Below are 20,071 nucleotides of genomic sequence, written 5' to 3' on the forward strand. Positions count from 1 at the left end.
AGCGACATTCAGCGGATGGATGCGCTCCGCCAGACACCGAGTTAGAGGTGTGCCTGCGCCCACTCACGAACCTCGGCATACGGATAATCCTCCAACGCCGCAAAACCCGAAATCGTCCGCACCTTGAGCTTGGTAAACAGCGGCACGCTGATCCCACACAGGAACCGTGTCACGCGCTCGGCCGACGGCGCCTCCCCTGTGTGTTGTTCATGCCTGTGGATAAAATCAGCACACAGGGCCTCGAAGTTTTTATCCACAAGTGCCGGTAACGCCGGCGGTGCAGGCAGCCGCGCCACCTGCCCGTGGCAAACCGAACAGTGCCCACACTGACGGGGCGCATTTTCGTCGCCGAAATACTCGGCCAGTCGATAGCCCAGACAGCGATCGGTGGCGAACAGGTCCAGCATGGCGTGAATCCGCGCAATCTCGGTCTGTTCATGCCGAGTGAAACCGGCGTGCAGCTCTTCACTCAACACGGCACTGTCGAAACCGGTTTGCAACAGGCTGTAGACCTCGGTCATCTGCTTGCTTTCAAGCTCGACCCAGCCCTTTTCCTGGAAATAATCCAGGGCCTTCACCACCCGACTGCGCTCGGCCCGGTGCTGTTCATACAACGCATCGAAATTTACCGTGGCCCAGGTACGTGCACGGGTGGACGTCTGGATGATCGCCGCGACGAAATCCCTGCGCTCGCCCTCGAAGCGAGCCAGCAATGCCTCAGGCTCCTGCAGATATTTGAAGCGGTATTCGGCGTAGTAGGCATAACGCGGGGCGATCAAGCCACGAAGCTCCAGTTGAACCAGCAAGGTCTTGAGCGGTAGCTGGCGAATGTTGCTTTGGTCCCCCAGAGGCCCCAGGAGAAACTCCCACTGCCCCTCGGGCGCGGCGACCTGCATCTCGTCGAGCACATGGCGGATACCGTCCCGTTCGGGCGTGTCGCCATAGACGAAGTTTTCCAGCACGTTGAGGCTGTCGCGATTGGCCAGCACCAGGCAGTCAGATGGCTGCCCGTCACGCCCGGCACGGCCGATTTCCTGGCTGTAGTTTTCGATGGACTTGGGCAGGTCGAAATGCACCACGTTACGGATGTCGCTCTTGTCGATGCCCATGCCGAAGGCGATGGTGGCGACGATGCAATTGGACTGCCCGCCCATGAAGCGCTTCTGGATGCCTTCGCGCTGCTCATGGGGCAAACCGGCGTGATAGGCCTCAGCTTGAATGCCATTGCGCAGCAGGTGTTCAGCAATGTGCTCGGCGGTTTTCTGTTGGGTGACGTAGACAATGCTCGGTTGGCCGGGTCGCTGGCTCATCCATTCCACAAGGCGCCTGCGCTTATCCTGGCTGCGAACAGGCTCCACCCACAGATTGAGGTTCGGCCGATAAAAGCCAGTGGTGACTACGTCCGCAGGTTTGATGGCGAATTTCGCCTGCATGTCGGCAATCACTTTCGGGGTCGCCGTGGCGGTCAGCAACAACACCTGGGGGATGTTGAACTGGCGCTGATAGTCCGGAAGCTTGAGGTAGTCCGGGCGAAAGTTATGCCCCCATTCCGAGATGCAATGCGCCTCGTCCACCACCAGCAGCGAGATCGGCACCTGCTGCAGGAAATTACGAAAACGCTCGTTCTTCAAGCGCTCCACGGAGACCATCAGGATTTTCAGTTCGCCGGACTTGGCACGGGCCATGACATCGCTGGCGTCGTCGCGACTCTGGGCCGAATCGATACTGCCCGCGGCAATGCCGTGGCGTTGCAGGAACGCCAACTGATCCTGCATCAACGCCAGCAATGGCGAGACCACCAGCGTCAGGTGCGGCAACAGCACCGCCGACAACTGATAGCAAAGGGACTTGCCGGAACCGGTGGGGAAAATCGCCGCCGCCGAGCGCCCCGCCAATACCGCGCTGACCGCTGCCTCCTGGCCGGGCCGAAACTGTGGATAACCGAAAACCTGTTCCAGGGTGTTGTGCATAAGCTGTCACTCCGTTGACTGCTGCGATGAGCAAAGCCTAGCCGGCGATCGCAGCGAGTCGAGAAAAGGTCGGGGGCAAAAACGATACGGGATGATACAGCGTGTTGATGTCGAAAAATCCTACAGCGTCTGTTGCCCTCCCTACCAAGACTCACCAAACAACGCCCGACACTCCCGTAGGCATTTTTACCTCTAATCGTTTCGCGTACAAAAACCAGCGCCAACGTAGTCCCATCCTCAAAAAACGGTAAATACCCTACAAAATCCGTCCATCAACGCCGTCTTGTCGCATGGCCACGCACCCTCCTATAGTTTTCGGCGCGGCTGAAAACGTGTCTCGGCCTGCCGGGCACGCTTGCCGATTTCGCACAGGACCCACTTTGATGAACACCACAGATCCACTGGCTGACCGCTATCACCTGCTCAAGTCCAGTAACAGTGAAACCCCAGTGCTGGTGATCGACACCGAGGCCGACCCCCTGGAAATCCTCGACGCCGCCCGCCAACGCATCCGTGCCGCCAGCGACCTGCTGGAAACTTTGTATTGCCTGTGCTTCAAACAAGCCGACGCCAGCGACATTCCCAACATCGTCAATGCGTTGTATCTGTTGACCCAGGATGGCAACGACCTGCTCGACATCGCCCGGCAACGCCTGCTCAAAACCACCGTTTCCTGAAGTGAACGGGGTTCTGCGGGATGAGCGTCGGTTTCAATCCTTCCACTCCAGTCCAACGACCCATAAGATCTGTTCAAGCCCACCCGGACACCCCGCAATGAACCTCGCCCCCAACCTCCCCGACGACCCCGCCCTTCACCTACTCATCCAGCTACTGCACGAAGAACTCGGCCTCCCCGAACGAAAAACGATCAGCCTCACCACCTCGATCAACTTCGACCTCGGCTGCAACGGTGCCGATGCACAACACTTGATCGAAACCCTTGAAGAGCACTTCGCCATCGATTTCGTCGACTACGACAGCTATCGCTACTTTCACCCAGAAGGCTACGATGTCTTTCTCAAGCGTAAAGCCAAGGGTCGCGGCAAGAAGGAACCATTGACCATCGGCATGCTCTACCGAGCGATCAAGGCTCAATGCTGGGACACCCGGGAGCTGGAAGGCCTGTAGCGTCCGCGGCGCATAACAATAAGGAAATTGCGTGGACGTATTGATGGGCTTGCTAGCCGCCTTGCTGTGGGGCGGTACGGATTTTCTGGTGGGCTTGAACGCCCGAGCGGTTGGCGTCAAACGTGCCGTGTATTTCGGTCAGGCGCTGGGTTTTACCATCATGAGCCTGCTGCTGATCCTCTTCCCCGTATTCATTCTCCGGTCCATGGCCGCACCGCTTGATGTCTGGTTGATCGGCGTCGCTGCCGCTGTGCTGACCGTGTCTGGTGCGTTGGCCTTGTCCAAGGCCTTCGCCTTGGGAAAAGCTTCCATCGTCGCCCCGCTGGTGACCTCCTACGGCGTAGTGACCACGTTGTTGTCCTGGGCTGGCGGTGAGCAGATCAGCCTGCTGCAGTTGCTGTGCATCGCCCTCTGCGTCATTGGCGTGGTCCTCTCCAGCATGCATTCCGACCCGAAGGTGCCACACAGCACGCAGGCGAGCAGTTCCATTGCCTATGCGCTGCTGGCGGCGGTGTTCTACGGCACCAGCTTCTGGCTGCAGGGTCGTTTTGTCCTGCCAGTACTTGGACCGGTGACGATGCTCTGGCTCGCGTATCTTGTCGGGCTGATCGTGCTGGTAAGCATCGTGCTCAGAATCGATGACGGCCTGAAACTCCCGCCGCTTAAAAATTGCCTGACATTGACCGGTGCCAGCCTGATGAACCTCGGCGGTTTTTCGTCATTTGCCTGGGGCGCTGTGGCAGGCTCGGTTTCGGTGGTGACGGTGATCAGTACATTGTCTGGCGGGATTGCGGCGATCCTGGGGTATGTTTTTTTCAAGGAGCGTCTCGGTAAGGTGCAGGTGTCAGGGGTTGTGCTGGTGTTGGTGGGGGCGTTTGTCCTGCATCTGAAAACCTGAAACGCCGCGCACAAAAAAGCCGCCCCGAAGGGCGGCTTTTTCATGGCTTCAATCCAGCGCTTACAGCTTAGGACCGGCAGCCTTGATCGCGTCGCTCACTTCAAACTTCTTGAAGTTCTCGATGAACAGGCCGGCCAGTGCTTTGGCGGCTTCGTCGTAGGCGGCTTTATCGGCCCAGGTGTTACGTGGGTTCAGCAGGCCAGTCTCAACGCCCGGTACGGCCACTGGCACGTCGAGGTTGATGGTGTCCAGGTGCTCGGTCTCGGTACCGATCAACGCGCCGCTCTGGATCGCTGCGATCACTGCGCGGGTGGTCGGGATGTTGAAGCGTTTGCCGACGCCATAGCCACCGCCGGTCCAACCGGTGTTGACCAGGTAGACCTTGGAGCCGAAGCCACGGATGCGCTTGATCAGCAGCTCTGCGTATTCGCCAGCCGGACGCGGGAAGAACGGTGCGCCGAAGCAGGTGGAGAAGGTCGACTTGATGCCGCTGCCCGAACCCATTTCAGTCGAACCCACCAGCGCGGTGTAGCCAGACAGGAAGTGATAGGCCGCTTGTTCTTCGTTGAGGATCGACACGGGCGGCAGCACGCCGGTCAGGTCGCAGGTCAGGAAGATCACAGCGTTCGGCTCGCCACCGAGGTTCTTCTCGGAACGCTTGGCTACGTGCTCCAGCGGGTAGGCGGCACGGCTGTTCTGGGTCAGGCTGACATCGGCGTAGTCGGCGTGCTTGGCGTCGTCGATAACGACGTTTTCCAGGACCGCGCCGTGCTTGATGGCTTTCCAGATAACCGGTTCGTTCTTCTCGGACAGGTCGATGCACTTGGCATAGCAACCGCCTTCGATGTTGAACACCACGCCCTCGCCCCAGCCGTGCTCGTCGTCACCGATCAGGTAACGGCTTTCGTCGGCGGACAGGGTGGTCTTGCCGGTACCCGACAGACCGAAGAACAGGGTCACGTCGCCTTCTTCGCCGATGTTGGCGGCGCAGTGCATTGGCAGTACGTCGGCAGCCGGCAGCAGGAAGTTCTGCACCGAGAACATGGCTTTCTTCATTTCACCGGCATAACGCATGCCAGCGATCAGCACTTTCTTCTGCGCGAAGTTGATGATCACGCAACCGTCGGAGTTGGTGCCGTCACGCTCTGGAACGCATTCGAAGTTGGCAACGTTGAGCACTTGCCATTCTTCACGGCCAGCCGGGTTGTACTGTGCCGGGTTGATGAACAGGCAACGGCCGAACAGGTTCTGCCAAGCAGTCTGGGTGGTCATCTTCACGGCCAGGTAGTGCTCGGAAGCGGCACCTACATGCACGTGGGAAACAAAGTGCTCTTGCGCGTTGTTGAACGCCTCGACGCGGTTCCACAAGGCATCGAACTTGTCAGCCGGGAACTTGCGGTTGATCGGGCCCCAGGCGATGGCGCCCGTGGTGGTTGGCTCATCAACGATGAAACGATCGACTGGCGAACGGCCGGTACGGTGACCGGTACGTACAACCAGTGCGCCGGTATCGGCAAGCTCGCCTTCACCGCGGTTGAGGGCTTCTTTGACCAGATCATCAACACTCAGATCGGTGTACACGGCGTTATTGGCTTGCGTCATGAGGTTCCCCGTCGGCCAGTGGCCGAGTGCTCCAAACGTTTTGTAGTAGAAAGTCGTGCACTACTACCGCGAAAAAAGTGGGCCGGATTATGCCAGAAAAGCCCAAAAAAAGTAGGGCCCTCCCGTCGTAACGGCGCTATTGCGGTACTTTCCAGTGAATTTACCTGCGCTGAACCGTTTTAGTGCCGGGTATCTGACGGCGTCTCAACACCCGCACCCGCGAACAATTGAACGACATCGGCGGCATCGAACAGGTACTGCTGGTTGCAGAACTGGCAATCGATCTCGATATTACCGCCATGTTCGAGCACCAGGTTTTGCGCGTCTTCCATACCCAGACTGACAAGCGCATTGGCTGAACGTTCGCGCGAGCAGCTGCAACGGAAGCGCAGTTTCTGCACATCGAACAGACGAACCTGCTCTTCGTGATAGAGACGATGGAGCACGGTTTCGTTGTCCAGGCCCAGCAATTCATCGGCTGTCAGCGTGGTGGCCAGCGCGGTGAGGTGTTGCCAGCTGGCAGCACGTTCTTCCTCGTCTTTCAGGCGATCGGCGGGCAACTGCTGCAGCAACAGGCCACGGGCGCGGCGACCATCGGCACAGAGCTTGATGCGGGTGCCAATCTGCTGGGACATGACGAAGTAGTTGGTGAAGCAGTCGGACAAGGTTTCGCCATCCAGATCGACGACGCCCTGATAGCGCTGGCCCTGCCGCGGGTCGATGGTCAATGTCAGCGAGCCATCCGGCATCAGGTCGGCCAGGGTGGCATCGGGGGCAATCCGGTCAGCCTCGTAGCGGGCCAGGCCACGGATGTCGCGCTCGCTGGAGCACTCGATCATCAGCAATGGAATCGGGCCTTCGGAGCGGGCCTGAAGGATCAGCAGGCCATCGAACTTCAAGGTGCCGACCAGCAACGCCGCAGCCGCCATCAGTTCGCCGAGCAGTTGCGCAACCGGCTCCGGATAGGCGTGTTTGGCCAGGACTTCAGCGTAGCTGAGTTCCAGCGAAACCATCTCGCCACGGGTGTCGCTGTCATCGAAGATGAAGCGTTGGGTGAAGTCGTTATCCGGTAAGTCGGTCATAAGTCTGGTATCTGAATGGGTGACAAAAATGGTTACAGAACGAGGTTACGCCTTGGCTATAGCGTATGGCTGCCGGGTTGTGGCCTGAAGACCGGTGGCTGTGCGCGCTTTACGACGAATGGCACATGCTCGGCAGACCAATTACCTCATATGGCTACGCACCGGCGCAATTACAAGTCCTTGGCCCGACTCGCGCGATCGGCGGCCGGGTCAATCATTCGTTGCTGCTGCCACGAAACTTGAACAGATCCCGCCGCTGTTTCTTGCTCGGTTTGCCATCAGTGCTCACGCCCAGGGCGCCTGCCTTGCGCTCGGCCGCGGCATTCTCGCGCTTGGCAATGCTGGCTTCGGTTTCGGCGTACAACGTCTGTGCTTCAGGTGCACCACGGCGCACGATCGACAGCGCCTGGACCACCACCGTGCGCTCCTCGAAACCGGTGCGAATCACAAATTCATCGCCAATGCGCGGCTCCTTGCCCGGTTTACAGCGTTCACCCCGGCAGTGCACTTTGCCGCTTTCAATCGCCGCCTTGGCCAAGGCACGGGTTTTGTAAAAACGCGCCGCCCATAACCATTTATCCAGCCGGACTTTGTCATCCTCGTCGTTTTTTTGTGCCATGGGATTTCCTCGTTCTGAAATATTGATGAACTGTACTACCGTTTCTCTCGTACCAAGAATTACGCCGTCTCGGATTACAATGCAGACATTCCAGAACCTCCCCGTGAGGCTGGAAATCCGGGCCGTAGATATCTGTCGCCTTTTAACCATTATTCTGCGTGAATACCGCGAATTCGGCCGCGTGCGGCCAGAGCGGTTTCTACCGGTTGAGCAACTTTGAAGACATTTGACCATTTGACCGTTGTCGGTCTGCGCGAGTGGGTGGCGCTCCCGGATTTGGGAGTCGCGGGCCTTCGGGCAAAAATCGACACCGGTGCCAGCACCTCCAGCCTGCATGCCACCGACATCGAGACTTTCGACCGTGACGGCGAGCAGTGGGTGCGTTTCACCGCGCACCTGGGCACGGTGGTGCAGTTGCGTCACCGCCGCTGCGAAGCACCACTGGTGACGAGAAAAACCATTAAAAGCTCCAACGGTCATGCGCAGGTGCGATACGTGATCAGCACCACCCTGGCCCTCGGCGATCGGGTTTGGCGGGTCGAGTTCACGCTCGCCTGCCGCAAATCCATGCGCTATCGCCTGCTGCTCGGTTCCAAAGCCCTGATTGATGGCCAGTTGGTAGTCAATCCCGGCATCAAATATGTACAAGACAAGCCGGTGTTCCCGGTATCTACCTCCTCCACAGGTGTTGCATGAAGATCGCTGTGCTGTCGCGGAACCCGCGTCTGTATTCCACCCGCCGCCTGGTCGAAGCCGGTACCGAACGTGGCCATGAAATGGTGGTGGTCGATACCCTGCGCGCCTACATGAACATTGCCAGTCACAAGCCGCAGATCCACTACCGCGGCAAGCCACTGGAAGGCTTCGACGCGGTGATTCCGCGCATCGGTGCTTCGGTCACGTTTTACGGCTGCGCGGTGTTGCGCCAGTTCGAAATGATGGGGGTTTTTCCACTCAACGAATCGGTGGCCATTGCTCGCTCGCGGGACAAGCTGCGCTCGCTGCAGTTGCTGTCACGTCGGGGCATCGGATTGCCGGTCACCGGTTTTGCCCACTCGCCGGACGATATTCCCGACCTGATCGAAATGGTCAACGGTGCACCCTTGGTGATCAAGGTGCTGGAAGGCACCCAGGGTATCGGTGTGGTGCTGTGCGAAACCGCTACGGCGGCGGAGTCGGTGATCGAGGCATTCATGGGCCTCAAGCAGAACATCATGGTTCAGGAGTACATCAAGGAGGCGGGGGGCGCCGACATTCGCTGCTTCGTGGTGGGTGACAAAGTCATTGCAGCCATGAAACGCCAGGCCAAACCCGGGGAATTTCGTTCCAACCTGCATCGCGGTGGCAGCGCCAGCCTGATCAAGATCACCCCGGAAGAACGCATGACGGCATTGCGCGCGGCGAAAGTGATGGGCCTGGCCGTGGCCGGGGTGGATATCCTGCGCTCCAATCACGGGCCACTGGTGATGGAGGTGAACTCGTCGCCAGGTCTGGAGGGGATCGAAACCACCACCAGCAAGAACGTGGCGGGGATCATCATCGAGCATCTGGAGAAGAATGGCGGGCCGAACATGACCCGGACCAAAGGCAAGGGTTAACACACCGACAGTTCCCACGCGCTACGTGGGAACGCCTCAACGGACGCGTTCGGCTTTGAAAGGGACGCAGAGCGTCCAGGGCTGCATTCCCACGCAGAGCGTGGGAATGATCGGGTTAGACGGCATCCCGCGGTAGCATCAGCCCCAACGGCAAGCGCACCCGCGCTTCCAGGCCGCCGCCGGAACGGTTGCGCAATTCAACATTGCCGCCATGCATCGAAGCAATTCGCTTCACAATTGCCAAGCCCAGTCCCGTGCCCTTGCCGCCCCGGGCGCGGTCGCCCCGGGTGAACGGGTTGAAAATCGCTTCCAGCTCCGATGGATCTATCCCGGCGCCACGGTCCATGACGCTCAGGACGACATAAGGCGCACTGGTATCCCCCGAGACATACGCCGCCACCTCAACCCCACTGCCCGCGTGATTCAACGCATTGCCAATCAGATTGTTCAATAGCCGCTTCATCGACACCCGACGCAACGGGAACGGTTGAATCGGCTCAAGACGCAAACGCACCTTTTCTTCGTTCTGGTTGTACGGCGCGGCGACTTCACGGACGAGATCGCTCAGGTCCACCTCCTCCACCGATTCATCACGCCCATCGCGAATGAACGCCAGGAACTGATCGAGAATGGCGTCCATGTCCTCGATATCACGCACCATGGCGTCTGTAAGATCGTTATGGTCACCCATCAGTTCCAGCGACAGGCGCAACCGGGTCAGCGGAGTGCGCAGGTCGTGGGAGACCCCGGCCAGCATCAGTTCGCGCTCGCGACCGGCCTGCTCGACGTCTTCGGCCATCTGGTTGAAGGCGCGGTAAACCTCGGTCATTTCACTGGGTGTATCACTGATCGGCAGGCGCACGCTGCGCCCCTGGCCGAGTTGCCGCGCGGCATACACCAGGCGCTTGAGGGGTTGGTTGAGCTGACTGACGAAGATCCACGCCGAAGCCGTGGACAGCAGGCCGATGGCGAGGAACCAGCCGAGCACGTTCCAGATTTTCTGGCCACGCAACGGGTGCGGATACAGTGGCACTTTCAGCCAGCCATCGCCCAGGCTGGGCGCCCGGACCCACAGCGCCGGAGGCGAGTGCATGCGCAATCGCACCTCGGTATCGGCCCCCAGTTCGTCTTGCATCTGCCGCTGATAGATCTCGCTGTAGGGCCAGTGTTGTTCTCCCTCAGGCACGCCGGCGCCGACCACCCGGATCAGGGTTGCAGCCTCGGCAATCTTTTCGCGATTGTTTTCATCGGCCGCCCAGTAGGCGCGCAGCGTCAAGGCGACGCCATGGCTGTATTGGCGGTCAACCAGCACGTCTTCGTTCATCAGCAGATAAACCAAGGTCAGCGCCTTGGAAAACAGGACGACGATCAGCACCAGCCAAAGGGTGCGGGAGAAGAAACTCTGGGGAAACCAAACCGGGGTTTTCATGGGCAACCGTTAAACACGTGCAGGAGTGAGCGATGCTCGCACATTGCCGGTCGAGAGTCTGCGGGCAAGGCCATCAGGCCCTCTGCCCGCACAAACTCGCGCCTACAAATCGACGATCACTTCGCCAATTACTTCGTGGCGGCGCCATCCGGAACGAATACGTAACCCACACCCCAGACGGTCTGGATATAACGCGGCTTGGACGGATCGGGTTCGATCATCCGGCGCAGACGGGAAATTTGCACGTCAATGGAGCGCTCCAGAGCATCCCACTCACGACCACGGGCCAGGTTCATCAGCTTGTCCCGGGTCAATGGCTGGCGGGCGTTCATCACCAACGCCTTGAGCACTGCGAACTCACCGGTAGTGAGCATGTGCACTTCTTCACCACGCTTGAGTTCGCGGGTGGCCAGGGACAGCTCGTAGTCACCGAAGGTCACGCTTTCGTCTTCACTGCCTGGCGCGCCAGGCACCGGAGCCGACTGACGACGCAGGACGGCTTTTACGCGGGCCATCAGCTCGTCCGGATTGAACGGCTTGGCCAGGTAATCGTCGGCGCCCAGTTCCAGGCCCTTGATCCGGCTCAGCTCATCGCCCTTGGCGGTCAGCATGATGATCGGGATTTGATTGTTCGCTCCACGCAAGCGGCGGCAAGCGGTCAGGCCGTCCTCCCCAGGCAGCATCAAGTCGAGGACGACCAGATTGAACACTTCACGCGCCAGCAGGCGGTCCATTTGTTCGGTGTTCGGCACGGCGCGGGCACGATAGCCCTTGCTGACAAAAAAACGCTCAAGCAGGCTGCTGAGGCCTGGATCGTCGTCAACAATAAGAATTTTTTCGCCTTCAGCAATGTTTGCAGTGCTGCTCATTGGATGCTCCTTTGATCTCGGCGCGCATTATGGCGTAGCTGCCGTTATACGCACCGTGTGCATTGTTAGCAGATTTTTCCTTTATCGCCAGAAATCCGGTGATTATGCCTACAACCTGCGATGCCCCCGAATGACAGAACGCTGGTTATAATGCGCGGCCTTTTGTGTCAGGCAACGTCTGATCGTTACCCCGGTTGGCCGCTTTTTATTTTCATGGCGCCGGCAGTAATTGTTCGATTTCACGGGTCAACGGGATACCTTTGATCCAGGTAGCGGCGCAGGCCAGGCCGCTCAACCAGACTCGCCAAGGCCTCATCGTTGCGCCTGCGGGCCTGCTTTCACAATTTGTCAGGTGGTTTTATGGACAGCATCAACAGCCGCATCGCCGAGGAACTCGGTGTACGCCCACAACAGGTCGAAGCGGCCGTCGCGCTACTCGATGAAGGTTCTACCGTTCCCTTCATCGCCCGTTACCGGAAAGAAGTGACCGGCAGCCTCGATGACACCCAATTGCGTCATCTGGAAGAGCGTCTGCGCTACCTGCGAGAACTCGACGAACGGCGCATCAGCATCCTTGCCAGCATTACAGAGCAAGGCAAGCTGACCCCTGCGCTTGAACGCGACATCAAGCTCGCAGACACCAAGACCCGCCTCGAAGACTTGTACCTGCCGTACAAGCAGAAGCGCCGCACCAAGGGCCAGATCGCCCTGGAAGCCGGCCTCGGCGAACTGGCCGACGGCCTGTTCAACGACCCGACCCTGAGCCCGGAAACCGAAGCCGCCCGCTTCATCGACGCCGAAAAAGGCGTGGCCGATGTGAAGGCCGCCCTCGAAGGCGCCAAGTACATTCTCATGGAGCGCTTCGCCGAAGACGCCGGCCTCCTGGACAAGCTGCGCAGTTACCTGAAGCAGGAAGCCACCCTCAGTGCCCGCGTCATTGCCGGCAAGGAAGAGGAAGGCGCCAAGTTCCGCGATTACTTCGAACACGACGAACCGCTCAAGAGCATGCCGTCGCACCGCGCGCTGGCGATTTTCCGTGGCCGCAACGAAGGTATTCTCAGCTCCGCCCTGAAAGTTGGCGATGAACTGCCGGGCACCATGCACCCGTGCGAGGGCATGATCGGCCAGCACGTCGGCATCCAGAACCAGAACCGCGCCGCCGATAAATGGCTGGGTGAAGTGGTGCGCTGGACCTGGAAGGTCAAGCTCTATACCCACCTGGAAACCGACCTGCTGGGCGAACTGCGCGACGGCGCGGAAACCGAGGCGATCAACGTGTTCGCCCATAACCTGCACGACTTGCTGCTGTCGGCTCCGGCCGGGCCGCGCGCGACCTTGGGCCTCGACCCGGGCTTGCGCACCGGGTGCAAGGTTGCGGTGGTCGATTCCACCGGCAAGCTGCTCGATCACGCCACGGTTTACCCGCACGTGCCGCACAACAAGTGGGACCAGACCCTCGCCGTGCTCGCCGCCCTGTGCGCCAAGCATTCGGTGGACCTGATCGCCATCGGCAACGGCACCGCCAGTCGTGAAACCGACAAGCTGGCCGCCGAACTGATCAAAAAATACCCAGCCATGAAGATGACCAAGGTCATGGTCTCCGAAGCCGGCGCATCGGTTTACTCAGCATCGGAACTGGCGTCCAAGGAATTCCCGGACCTGGATGTGTCGATCCGTGGCGCAGTGTCGATTGCCCGTCGCCTGCAGGATCCGCTGGCCGAGCTGGTGAAGATCGACCCGAAATCCATCGGAGTCGGCCAATACCAGCATGACGTGTCGCAGTTGAAACTGGCGCGGGGCCTGGACGCCGTGGTCGAAGACTGCGTGAACGCCGTGGGCGTCGACGTCAACACTGCCTCCGTAGCGCTGCTGGCGCGGATCTCCGGCCTCAACGCGACCCTGGCGCAGAATATCGTCAGCCATCGCGACGAACACGGTGCGTTCAAGACTCGCGCTGCACTGAAGAAAGTCGCGCGCCTGGGCGAAAAAACCTTCGAGCAGGCCGCAGGTTTCCTGCGCGTCATGAACGGCGAAAACCCACTGGATTCGTCGGCAGTGCACCCGGAAGCCTATCCGCTGGTACAGCGAATTGCCGCCGAGACCGACCGCGACATCCGTTCGCTGATCGGCGATGCCGCGTTCCTCAAGCGCCTCGACCCGAAGAAGTTCACCGACGAAACTTTCGGTCTGCCAACGGTCACCGACATCCTGCAAGAACTTGAAAAGCCCGGCCGCGACCCGCGCCCCGAGTTCAAGACCGCCGAGTTCCAGGAAGGCGTCGAAGACCTCAAGGATCTGGAATTGGGCATGATCCTCGAAGGCGTCGTAACCAACGTCACCAACTTCGGTGCATTCGTCGATATCGGCGTGCATCAGGATGGTTTGGTGCACATCTCCGCGCTTTCGGAGAAGTTCATCAAGGATCCACGGGAAGCGGTCAAGGCCGGTGACGTGGTGAAAGTGAAGGTCATGGAAGTCGACATCCCGCGTAAGCGCGTGGGCCTGTCGATGCGCATGAGCGACACCCCGGGCGAGAAAGTCGACGGTGCCCGAGGCGCACGTCCTGGCTCGGCGCCACGCCAATCCCAGAACGCGGCACCGCGCAAGGAAACCACCACTGCAGCGCCGAGCAACAACGCCATGGCGTCACTGTTCGCCAACGCCAAACAGCTGAAGAAGCGCTGATGGATATCCCTGCCGGGTACACCGAAAGCGCATTTTTCAAGCTGTTGGGTTGCCGTTTGCACAGCTTGGAAACCGGGGTGGCGCAAGTCGCCCTGGCGCTTGAGCCACAACTGCGCAATCGCGCCAACAAGCTGCACGGTGGGGCCCTGTTCAGCCTGGTGGACATTGCCATGGGGCTGGCCTGTTCCAGCACCCACGGCTTTGACCAGCAGAGCGCAACCATCGAGTGCAAGATCAACTACATCCGCGCCGTCGCCGACGGCGAGGTGATGTGCACGGCGCGGGTTATCCACCCGGGCCGCCGCACGCTGGTGGTCGAAGCCGACGTGATGCAAGGCGACAAACTGGTCGCAAAAGCACAAGGCACGTTCGCTGTCCTGTAGCTAGATGTCATCGATTTGAGTTAATTTCAGCGCTGTGACCGCAGCGCCGGAGTTTCCTGTGGGAGCGAGCCTGCTCGCGAAGGTGGTGTATCAGGCGACTTCAATGTCGATTGCCACTCCCTCTTCGCGAGCAGGCTCGCTCCCACAGGGGATTGCGACGATCAGAACGTGCACGGCGACAAAAACCAGGCGAAAACGCCAGTTTCAACTTCACCCTTGTAGACCGTCTTGCCCACCCCCATATTGGGGCGACTGACGCGTGAAGGAATCCAACTTGAGCGAACTTCTCAACCGCCGCCTGGCCCTGCTCGGCGAGCGCGCTAACCTCTCTCTGCTCGAACAGTGCCTTCACGGCATCGAACGTGAATGCCTGCGCGTGACCGATGAAGGTCGCCTGGCGCAAACGCCGCACCCGGAAGAATTGGGTTCCGCGCTGACCAACGAACAGATCACCACCGACTATTCCGAGTCGCTGCTGGAGTTCATCACCCCAGCCCTGCCCGACCCGGCGGATACGCTGGCGAGCCTGGACAGCATTCACCGTTTTGCCTACAGCAAGCTCGGCAACGAGTACCTGTGGAGCCCCTCGATGCCGTGTCCGTTGCCGGCCGAGGAAGACATCCCGATTGCCTACTACGGCACGTCCAATATCGGGCAGCTCAAGTACGTCTACCGCAAAGGCCTCGCCCTGCGCTACGGCAAGACCATGCAGTGCATTGCCGGCATTCACTACAACTTTTCCCTGCCGGAAAAACTCTGGCCGCTGCTCAAGCAGGCCGAAGGCTTTGTCGGCACCGACCGCGATTTCCAGTCGTCGTCCTATATCGCACTGATCCGCAACTTCCGGCGCTACAGCTGGCTGCTGATGTACCTGTTCGGTGCTTCGCCAGCACTGGACGCTGGCTTCTTGCGTGGTCGTTCGCACCAGCTGGAACAGCTGGACCCGGACACCCTCTATTTGCCGTACGCGACCAGCCTGCGCATGAGCGACCTGGGTTACCAGAGCAACGCCCAAGCGGGCCTGACACCGTGCTACAACGATCTGAACAGCTATACCGATAGCCTGCGCAAAGCGGTGGCGACACCCTATGCGCCGTATGTCGAAGTCGGTACCCACCAGGACGGTGAGTGGGTCCAGCTCAATACCAACATCCTGCAGATCGAAAACGAGTACTACTCCAACATCCGCCCGAAACGCGTGACCTATACCGGCGAGCGGCCGATCCAGGCGCTGGTGGCCCGCGGCATCCAGTACGTCGAAGTGCGCTGCCTGGACATCAACCCGTTCCTGCCAATGGGCATCGATCTCATCGAATCGCGCTTCCTCGACGCCTTCCTGCTGTACTGCGCGCTGAACGACAGCCCGTTGTTGACCAACACCAGTTGCTCGAATGCGACCTCCAACTTCCTCAGTGTGGTCAAGGAAGGTCGTCGCCCAGGCCTGCAATTGCAGCGCGACGGGCAACCGGTCGATCTGAAAGAGTGGGCTGGCCAATTGCTGGAGCAGATTGCCCCACTGGCCGCACTGCTTGACCAGAGCCATGGCGGCGACGCCCATAGCAAAGCGCTGGACGCGCAAATGGCCAAGGTCCAGAACCCTTCCCTGACGCCATCGGCCCAGGTGCTGGCGGCAATGGCCGAGCACAAGGAAAGCTTTGCTCAATTCTCCCTCCGTCAGAGCCGGGCACACGCCGAGTTTTTCCGCAGCGAGCCGTTGCCGGCAGAGCAACAGGCCAGGTTTGAAGAGCTGGCGCGTTCATCGCTGGCCCAGCAAGCCGAGCTTGAGCAGAACGAAGTGGGTGATTTCGATGTGTTCGTTGGTGCGTACCAGGCGAGCATTCTGGCAATCAGCAACTAGCGCACTGATCGTTCCCACGCTCTGCGTGGGAATGCAGCCCGGGACGCTCTGCGTCCCAAAGCCGAACGCGGAGCGTCCGTGGAGGCGATCTTTCGCTGCGCGTGGGAACGACCAGCTACGCTCCGGCTTAGAATTTTCCGCTCATAAGCTAATTCGAAAAAGTTATTTATTTTCGAATTCTTATATCATTTAGTCTCCTTTCACGCCGACTCTCGGTCGCCTGAATGGAGCTTCCCGATGAAACTGAATTTTCCCCTTCGCCTCCTGGCGGCCGCCTCTCTGGCGGCGGCGAGCTTTCTGGCCCAGGCAGCCGACGTGACTGTCGCCTACCAAACCACCGTAGACCCGGCAAAAGTCGCACAGGCCGACGGCGCGTACGAAAAAGCCACCAAGGCCGACATCAACTGGCGCAAATTTGATAATGGTGCCGACATCATCGCCGCCATTGCTTCCGGCGACGTGCAGATCGGCTACCTCGGTTCCAGCCCGCTGACAGCAGCGATCACCCGCAAAGTACCGGTTGAAACCTTCCTGATCGCTACCCAGATCGGCGCCGCCGAAGCGCTGGTGGCCCGCGACGGTTCAGGGATCAAGACCCCCCAAGACCTCATCGGCAAGAAGATCGCCGTACCCTTCGTCTCCACAGGCCACTACAGCCTGCTGGCTGCGCTGAAGCACTGGAACATCGATCCATCGAAAGTCACTGTCCTGAACCTGGCCCCACCAGCGATCATTGCCGCCTGGAAACGCGGTGATATCGACGCCACCTATGTGTGGGACCCGGCCCTGGGTGTGGCCAAGGAAAACGGCAAAGTCCTGATCACCTCCGGCGAACTGGCCAAGTTCGGGGCGCCCACCTTTGACGCCTGGATCGTGCGCAAGGACTTCGCCGAGAAGCACCCGCAAATCGTCACCGCGTTTGCCAAAGTGACCCTGGATGCCTACGCCGATTACCGCAAAGACCCACAAGCCTGGCTCGCCAATCAAGGCAACGTCGACAAGCTGGTAAAACTGTCTGGGGCGAAGGCCAGCGACATTCCACTGCTGCTGCAAGGCAACGTCTACCCGCTGGCGGCTGATCAAGTGGTCACCCTCGGCGCACCGACCACCAAGGCGATCACCGACACCGCTGTGTTCCTCAAGGAACAAGGCAAGGTTGATGCTGTATTGCCGGACTACGCGCCGTACGTCAGCGCCAAGTTCATCACGGATTGATAGGGAGTTAATGGCGATGGCTTTGCTACAGCTGGAGCGCATCAGCGCACAGTACCCCGGCAGCCCCACACCTGTGCTGGCGGATATTTCCCTGACGCTGGGGCCCCAGCAGTTGCTGGTTGCCCTCGGCCCCTCCGGCAGTGGCAAGACCTCGCTGTTGAACCTGATTGCCGGTTTCGTCGAGCCCAGTGCCGGGCGCATTACCCTCGACGGCGTACCGGTCAAAGGCCCGAGTGCCGAGCGCGGTGTGGTATTCCAGGATGACGCCCTGCTGCCCTGGCAGGACGTGCTGGCCAATGTAGGCTTCGGCCTGGAACTGGCTGGCATTGCTCGGGGTAAACGCGAAATCCGCGCAAGGGAAATGCTGGCGCTGGTGGACCTTGCCGGTTTTGAAAACCGCCGGATCTGGCAACTCTCCGGCGGCCAGAAACAGCGTGTCGGCCTGGCCCGCGCGCTCGCTGCCGATCCGCGAGTATTGCTGATGGACGAACCCTTCGGGGCCTTGGACGCCTTCACCCGCGAACAGATGCAAGAGCTGCTGCTGCAAGTCTGGCGGCGCACCGCCAAACCGGTCTTCCTGATTACCCACGACATCGAAGAAGCCGTGTTTCTCGCCACGGATCTGATTCTGCTGGCACCCAATCCTGGGCAGATCGTCGAGCGTCTGCATCTGGATTTCGGTCAACGTTACGCCGCGGGAGAATCGGCACGGTCGATCAAGTCCGATCCGCGCTTTATCGAGACCCGCGAACACGTGCTTGCCAAAGTGTTCTCCCAACGCAGCGCCGCCCAGCGGCAGGAGCGCGCATGAGCAGTTACGAAATTCCCGCCGCGTCGGTTAAACCGGGTACTACGGCCATTGCGCTGCGCCGTAGCTTGAGTACTCGCTGGATCAGTGTGTTGACATTGATCGCGCTGATATTCATTTGGTGGGCTGTCACCGCCACAGGAATGATCGAGCCGCTGTTCCTGCCGCCACCGTCCGCCGTGCTGCAAAAAGGCTGGCTGCTGGTCACCAGCGGCTACATGGATTCGACGTTGTGGCAGCATTTGGGCGCGAGCCTGAGCCGCATCGGCCTGGGCCTTGGCTTTGCGGTGCTGACGGCCGTGCCAGTCGGTATCGCTATCGGACATAACCGCATTGCACGCGGGATTCTCGATCCGGTGATCGAGTTTTACCGCCCTATTCCACCGCTGGCTTACCTGCCGCTGATCGTGATCTGGTGCGGTATCGGCGAATTGTCGAAAGTGCTGCTGATCTACCTGGCCATTTTCGCCCCGATTGCCATCGCTACCGCCACTGGCGTACGCACCGTCGACCCGGCCAAATTGCGCGCCGCGCAGTCACTGGGCGCGACCCGCGCACAATTGATCCGCCATGTGATCCTGCCGAGCGCCTTGCCGGACATTTTGACTGGGGTGCGCATTGGCTTGGGCGTGGGTTGGTCGACGCTGGTGGCCGCCGAACTGATTGCCGCCACCAGCGGCCTGGGTTTCATGGTGCAGTCCGCTGCGCAGTTCCTGGTCACCGATGTGGTGGTGCTGGGGATCCTGGTGATCGCGCTGATTGCCTTCGCGATGGAGATGGGCCTGCGTGCCCTGCAACGCAAGCTGGTGCCATGGCACGGCCAGGCTCACTAATGCCTCCAGTTTTTGTTCGATACCCCGGATTGAAGAGAACCACCATGAGCAACTTGACCATCGTCCCTCTAAGCTCGGCCCTCGGCGCACAGATCAGCGGCGTCGACGTCAGCCAGCCGCTGAACCTGGAACAACGCGACGCCATTGAGCACGCGCTGCTCAAGCACCAGGTGCTGTTCTTCCGTGACCAACCGATCACCCCGCAGCAGCAGGCACGATTCGCCGCCAATTTCGGTGACCTGCACATCCATCCGATCTACCCGAATGTGCCGGAACAACCGGAGGTGCTGATCCTCGACACCGCCGTCACCGACGTGCGTGACAACGCGATCTGGCACACCGACGTGACCTTCCTTCCGACCCCGGCCATGGGCGCCGTCCTCAGCGCCAAACTGCTGCCGGAGTTTGGCGGCGATACCCTGTGGGCCAGCGGCATCGCGGCGTATGAAGCCTTGTCGGCGCCCATGAAAAACCTGCTCGAAGGGCTGACCGCCACCCACGACTTCACCCGTTCGTTTCCGCTGGAGCGCTATGGCAACACGCCTGAAGCGCTGGCCCAGTGGGAAGAGACTCGGCGCAAGAATCCGCCACTGTCTCACCCGGTGATCCGCACGCATCCGGTGAGCGGGCGCCGTTCATTGTTCGTCAACGAGGGCTTCACCTCGAAGATCAACGAGTTGTCGGAAACCGAAAGCGAGGCGATTTTGAAGTTCCTGTTCGCTCATACCACCCGCCCGGAATTCACCATTCGCTGGCGCTGGCAGAAAGACGACATCGCGTTCTGGGACAACCGCGTGACTCAGCATTACGCGGTGGATGATTACCGCCCAGCGCGCCGGGTGATGCAGCGGGCGACGGTGCTGGGGGATGTGCCTTTCTTTCGCTGATCCGCCAGTTTTGTACTGACTCTGATGGCCCCATCGCGGGCAAGCCCGCTCCCACAGGTTCAACAGTGTCCACAGACTTTTGGACTGACCCCGAAATGTTGGACGATCGTAAATCTATACCTGAACAGATCGAGCCCTGTATTCAACAGGGCTCAGTCCGTTTAGCTTCAGTTTGATGCGTTGGTGATTGTAATAGTGGATGTAGTC

19 protein-coding genes are annotated in these 20,071 nt (G+C 60.0%); 12 read left to right on the forward strand and 7 right to left on the reverse strand.

All coding sequences use genetic code 11. The features are described from left to right. Positions 1-41 precede the first annotated feature (41 nt). Positions 42-1,970 carry an ATP-dependent DNA helicase RecQ gene (locus CGA21_RS22870; RefSeq protein WP_188265100.1) on the reverse strand — a complete coding sequence of 643 codons (1,929 nt, stop codon included), beginning with the start codon at positions 1,968-1,970 and terminating at the stop codon, positions 42-44. 383 nt (positions 1,971-2,353) lie between these two features. On the opposite strand from CGA21_RS22870, the gene CGA21_RS22875 reads away from it, so the two are divergent. The 3 genes from CGA21_RS22875 to CGA21_RS22885 all read left to right on the forward strand — a co-directional run bounded on the left by CGA21_RS22875 (position 2,354) and on the right by CGA21_RS22885 (position 3,996). Next, a complete protein-coding gene (locus CGA21_RS22875) occupies positions 2,354-2,647 on the forward strand; it encodes a hypothetical protein (RefSeq protein ID WP_110751885.1) in 294 nt (97 codons plus the stop codon). A gap of 97 nt (positions 2,648-2,744) precedes the next feature. Beyond that, complete coding sequence (locus tag CGA21_RS22880) at positions 2,745-3,098, forward strand: DUF1493 family protein (RefSeq protein ID WP_188265101.1); 354 nt, start codon at positions 2,745-2,747, stop codon at positions 3,096-3,098. 43 nt (positions 3,099-3,141) lie between these two features. Further along, positions 3,142-3,996, forward strand: coding sequence for a DMT family transporter (locus CGA21_RS22885; protein ID WP_188265105.1), 855 nt, complete (start codon positions 3,142-3,144; stop codon positions 3,994-3,996). 60 nt (positions 3,997-4,056) lie between these two features. Here the strand turns inward: CGA21_RS22885 and CGA21_RS22890 are convergent, their stop codons facing one another. The 3 genes from CGA21_RS22890 to CGA21_RS22900 all read right to left on the reverse strand — a co-directional run bounded on the left by CGA21_RS22890 (position 4,057) and on the right by CGA21_RS22900 (position 7,299). Further along, positions 4,057-5,598 carry a phosphoenolpyruvate carboxykinase gene (locus tag CGA21_RS22890; protein WP_110751881.1) on the reverse strand — a complete coding sequence of 514 codons (1,542 nt, stop codon included), beginning with the start codon at positions 5,596-5,598 and terminating at the stop codon, positions 4,057-4,059. Positions 5,599-5,777: 179 nt separating this feature from the next. Next, positions 5,778-6,680 carry an Hsp33 family molecular chaperone HslO gene (hslO, locus tag CGA21_RS22895; RefSeq protein WP_110751879.1) on the reverse strand — a complete coding sequence of 301 codons (903 nt, stop codon included), beginning with the start codon at positions 6,678-6,680 and terminating at the stop codon, positions 5,778-5,780. A 214-nt stretch (positions 6,681-6,894) separates the two neighbouring features. After that, positions 6,895-7,299 carry an RNA-binding S4 domain-containing protein gene (locus tag CGA21_RS22900; RefSeq protein ID WP_046815335.1) on the reverse strand — a complete coding sequence of 135 codons (405 nt, stop codon included), beginning with the start codon at positions 7,297-7,299 and terminating at the stop codon, positions 6,895-6,897. A 234-nt stretch (positions 7,300-7,533) separates the two neighbouring features. Between CGA21_RS22900 and CGA21_RS22905 the strand changes: the two genes are divergently transcribed. Beyond that, complete coding sequence (locus CGA21_RS22905) at positions 7,534-7,995, forward strand: ATP-dependent zinc protease (RefSeq protein WP_173667190.1); 462 nt, start codon at positions 7,534-7,536, stop codon at positions 7,993-7,995. After that, on the forward strand, positions 7,992-8,897 hold the full coding sequence (gene rimK, locus CGA21_RS22910; protein WP_020795792.1) for a 30S ribosomal protein S6--L-glutamate ligase: 906 nt from the start codon (positions 7,992-7,994) through the stop codon (positions 8,895-8,897). Before CGA21_RS22905 ends, rimK begins: the two co-directional genes overlap by 4 nt. 115 nt (positions 8,898-9,012) lie before the next feature. Here rimK and CGA21_RS22915 read toward each other — a convergent pair whose 3' ends face one another. Then, the gene (locus CGA21_RS22915; RefSeq protein ID WP_110751877.1) at positions 9,013-10,326 is read right to left on the reverse strand and encodes an ATP-binding protein; all 1,314 of its coding nucleotides are present in this window, start codon (positions 10,324-10,326) and stop codon (positions 9,013-9,015) included. 128 nt (positions 10,327-10,454) lie between these two features. Further along, a complete protein-coding gene (ompR, locus tag CGA21_RS22920) occupies positions 10,455-11,195 on the reverse strand; it encodes a two-component system response regulator OmpR (RefSeq protein ID WP_020795794.1) in 741 nt (246 codons plus the stop codon). Between the two features lie 360 nt (positions 11,196-11,555). Here ompR and CGA21_RS22925 point away from each other — a divergent pair, with 360 nt between their 5' ends. The 7 genes from CGA21_RS22925 to tauD all read left to right on the forward strand — a co-directional run bounded on the left by CGA21_RS22925 (position 11,556) and on the right by tauD (position 19,864). Continuing rightward, on the forward strand, positions 11,556-13,880 hold the full coding sequence (locus CGA21_RS22925) for a Tex family protein (RefSeq protein ID WP_188265102.1): 2,325 nt from the start codon (positions 11,556-11,558) through the stop codon (positions 13,878-13,880). Then, complete coding sequence (locus tag CGA21_RS22930) at positions 13,880-14,263, forward strand: PaaI family thioesterase (RefSeq protein ID WP_020795796.1); 384 nt, start codon at positions 13,880-13,882, stop codon at positions 14,261-14,263. The genes CGA21_RS22925 and CGA21_RS22930 overlap by 1 nt, the downstream gene beginning before the upstream one ends. 274 nt (positions 14,264-14,537) lie before the next feature. Next, complete coding sequence (gene gshA / locus CGA21_RS22935; RefSeq protein ID WP_188265103.1) at positions 14,538-16,121, forward strand: glutamate--cysteine ligase; 1,584 nt, start codon at positions 14,538-14,540, stop codon at positions 16,119-16,121. A gap of 237 nt (positions 16,122-16,358) precedes the next feature. Beyond that, positions 16,359-17,336 carry a taurine ABC transporter substrate-binding protein gene (tauA, locus tag CGA21_RS22940; RefSeq protein WP_110751871.1) on the forward strand — a complete coding sequence of 326 codons (978 nt, stop codon included), beginning with the start codon at positions 16,359-16,361 and terminating at the stop codon, positions 17,334-17,336. A gap of 16 nt (positions 17,337-17,352) precedes the next feature. Beyond that, entirely contained in the window at positions 17,353-18,147 is a 795-nt protein-coding gene (tauB, locus tag CGA21_RS22945) for a taurine ABC transporter ATP-binding subunit (RefSeq protein ID WP_110751869.1), read from the forward strand. After that, positions 18,144-18,977 (forward strand): taurine ABC transporter permease TauC, encoded by an 834-nt coding sequence (gene tauC, locus CGA21_RS22950; protein ID WP_110751867.1) that lies wholly within the window; start codon positions 18,144-18,146, stop codon positions 18,975-18,977. The genes tauB and tauC overlap by 4 nt, the downstream gene beginning before the upstream one ends. A gap of 44 nt (positions 18,978-19,021) precedes the next feature. Continuing rightward, positions 19,022-19,864, forward strand: a complete 843-nt coding sequence (tauD, locus tag CGA21_RS22955; protein ID WP_188265104.1) for a taurine dioxygenase — start codon at positions 19,022-19,024, stop codon at positions 19,862-19,864. Positions 19,865-19,978: 114 nt separating this feature from the next. Here tauD and CGA21_RS22960 read toward each other — a convergent pair. Further along, positions 19,979-20,071, reverse strand: a 93-nt coding sequence (locus CGA21_RS22960) for an IS3 family transposase (RefSeq protein ID WP_188263828.1), incomplete at its 5' end; no start/stop codon positions are given.

The organism is Pseudomonas sp. PSB11 (assembly GCF_014596605.1).
Classification (GTDB): Bacteria; Pseudomonadota; Gammaproteobacteria; order Pseudomonadales; family Pseudomonadaceae; genus Aquipseudomonas; species Aquipseudomonas umsongensis.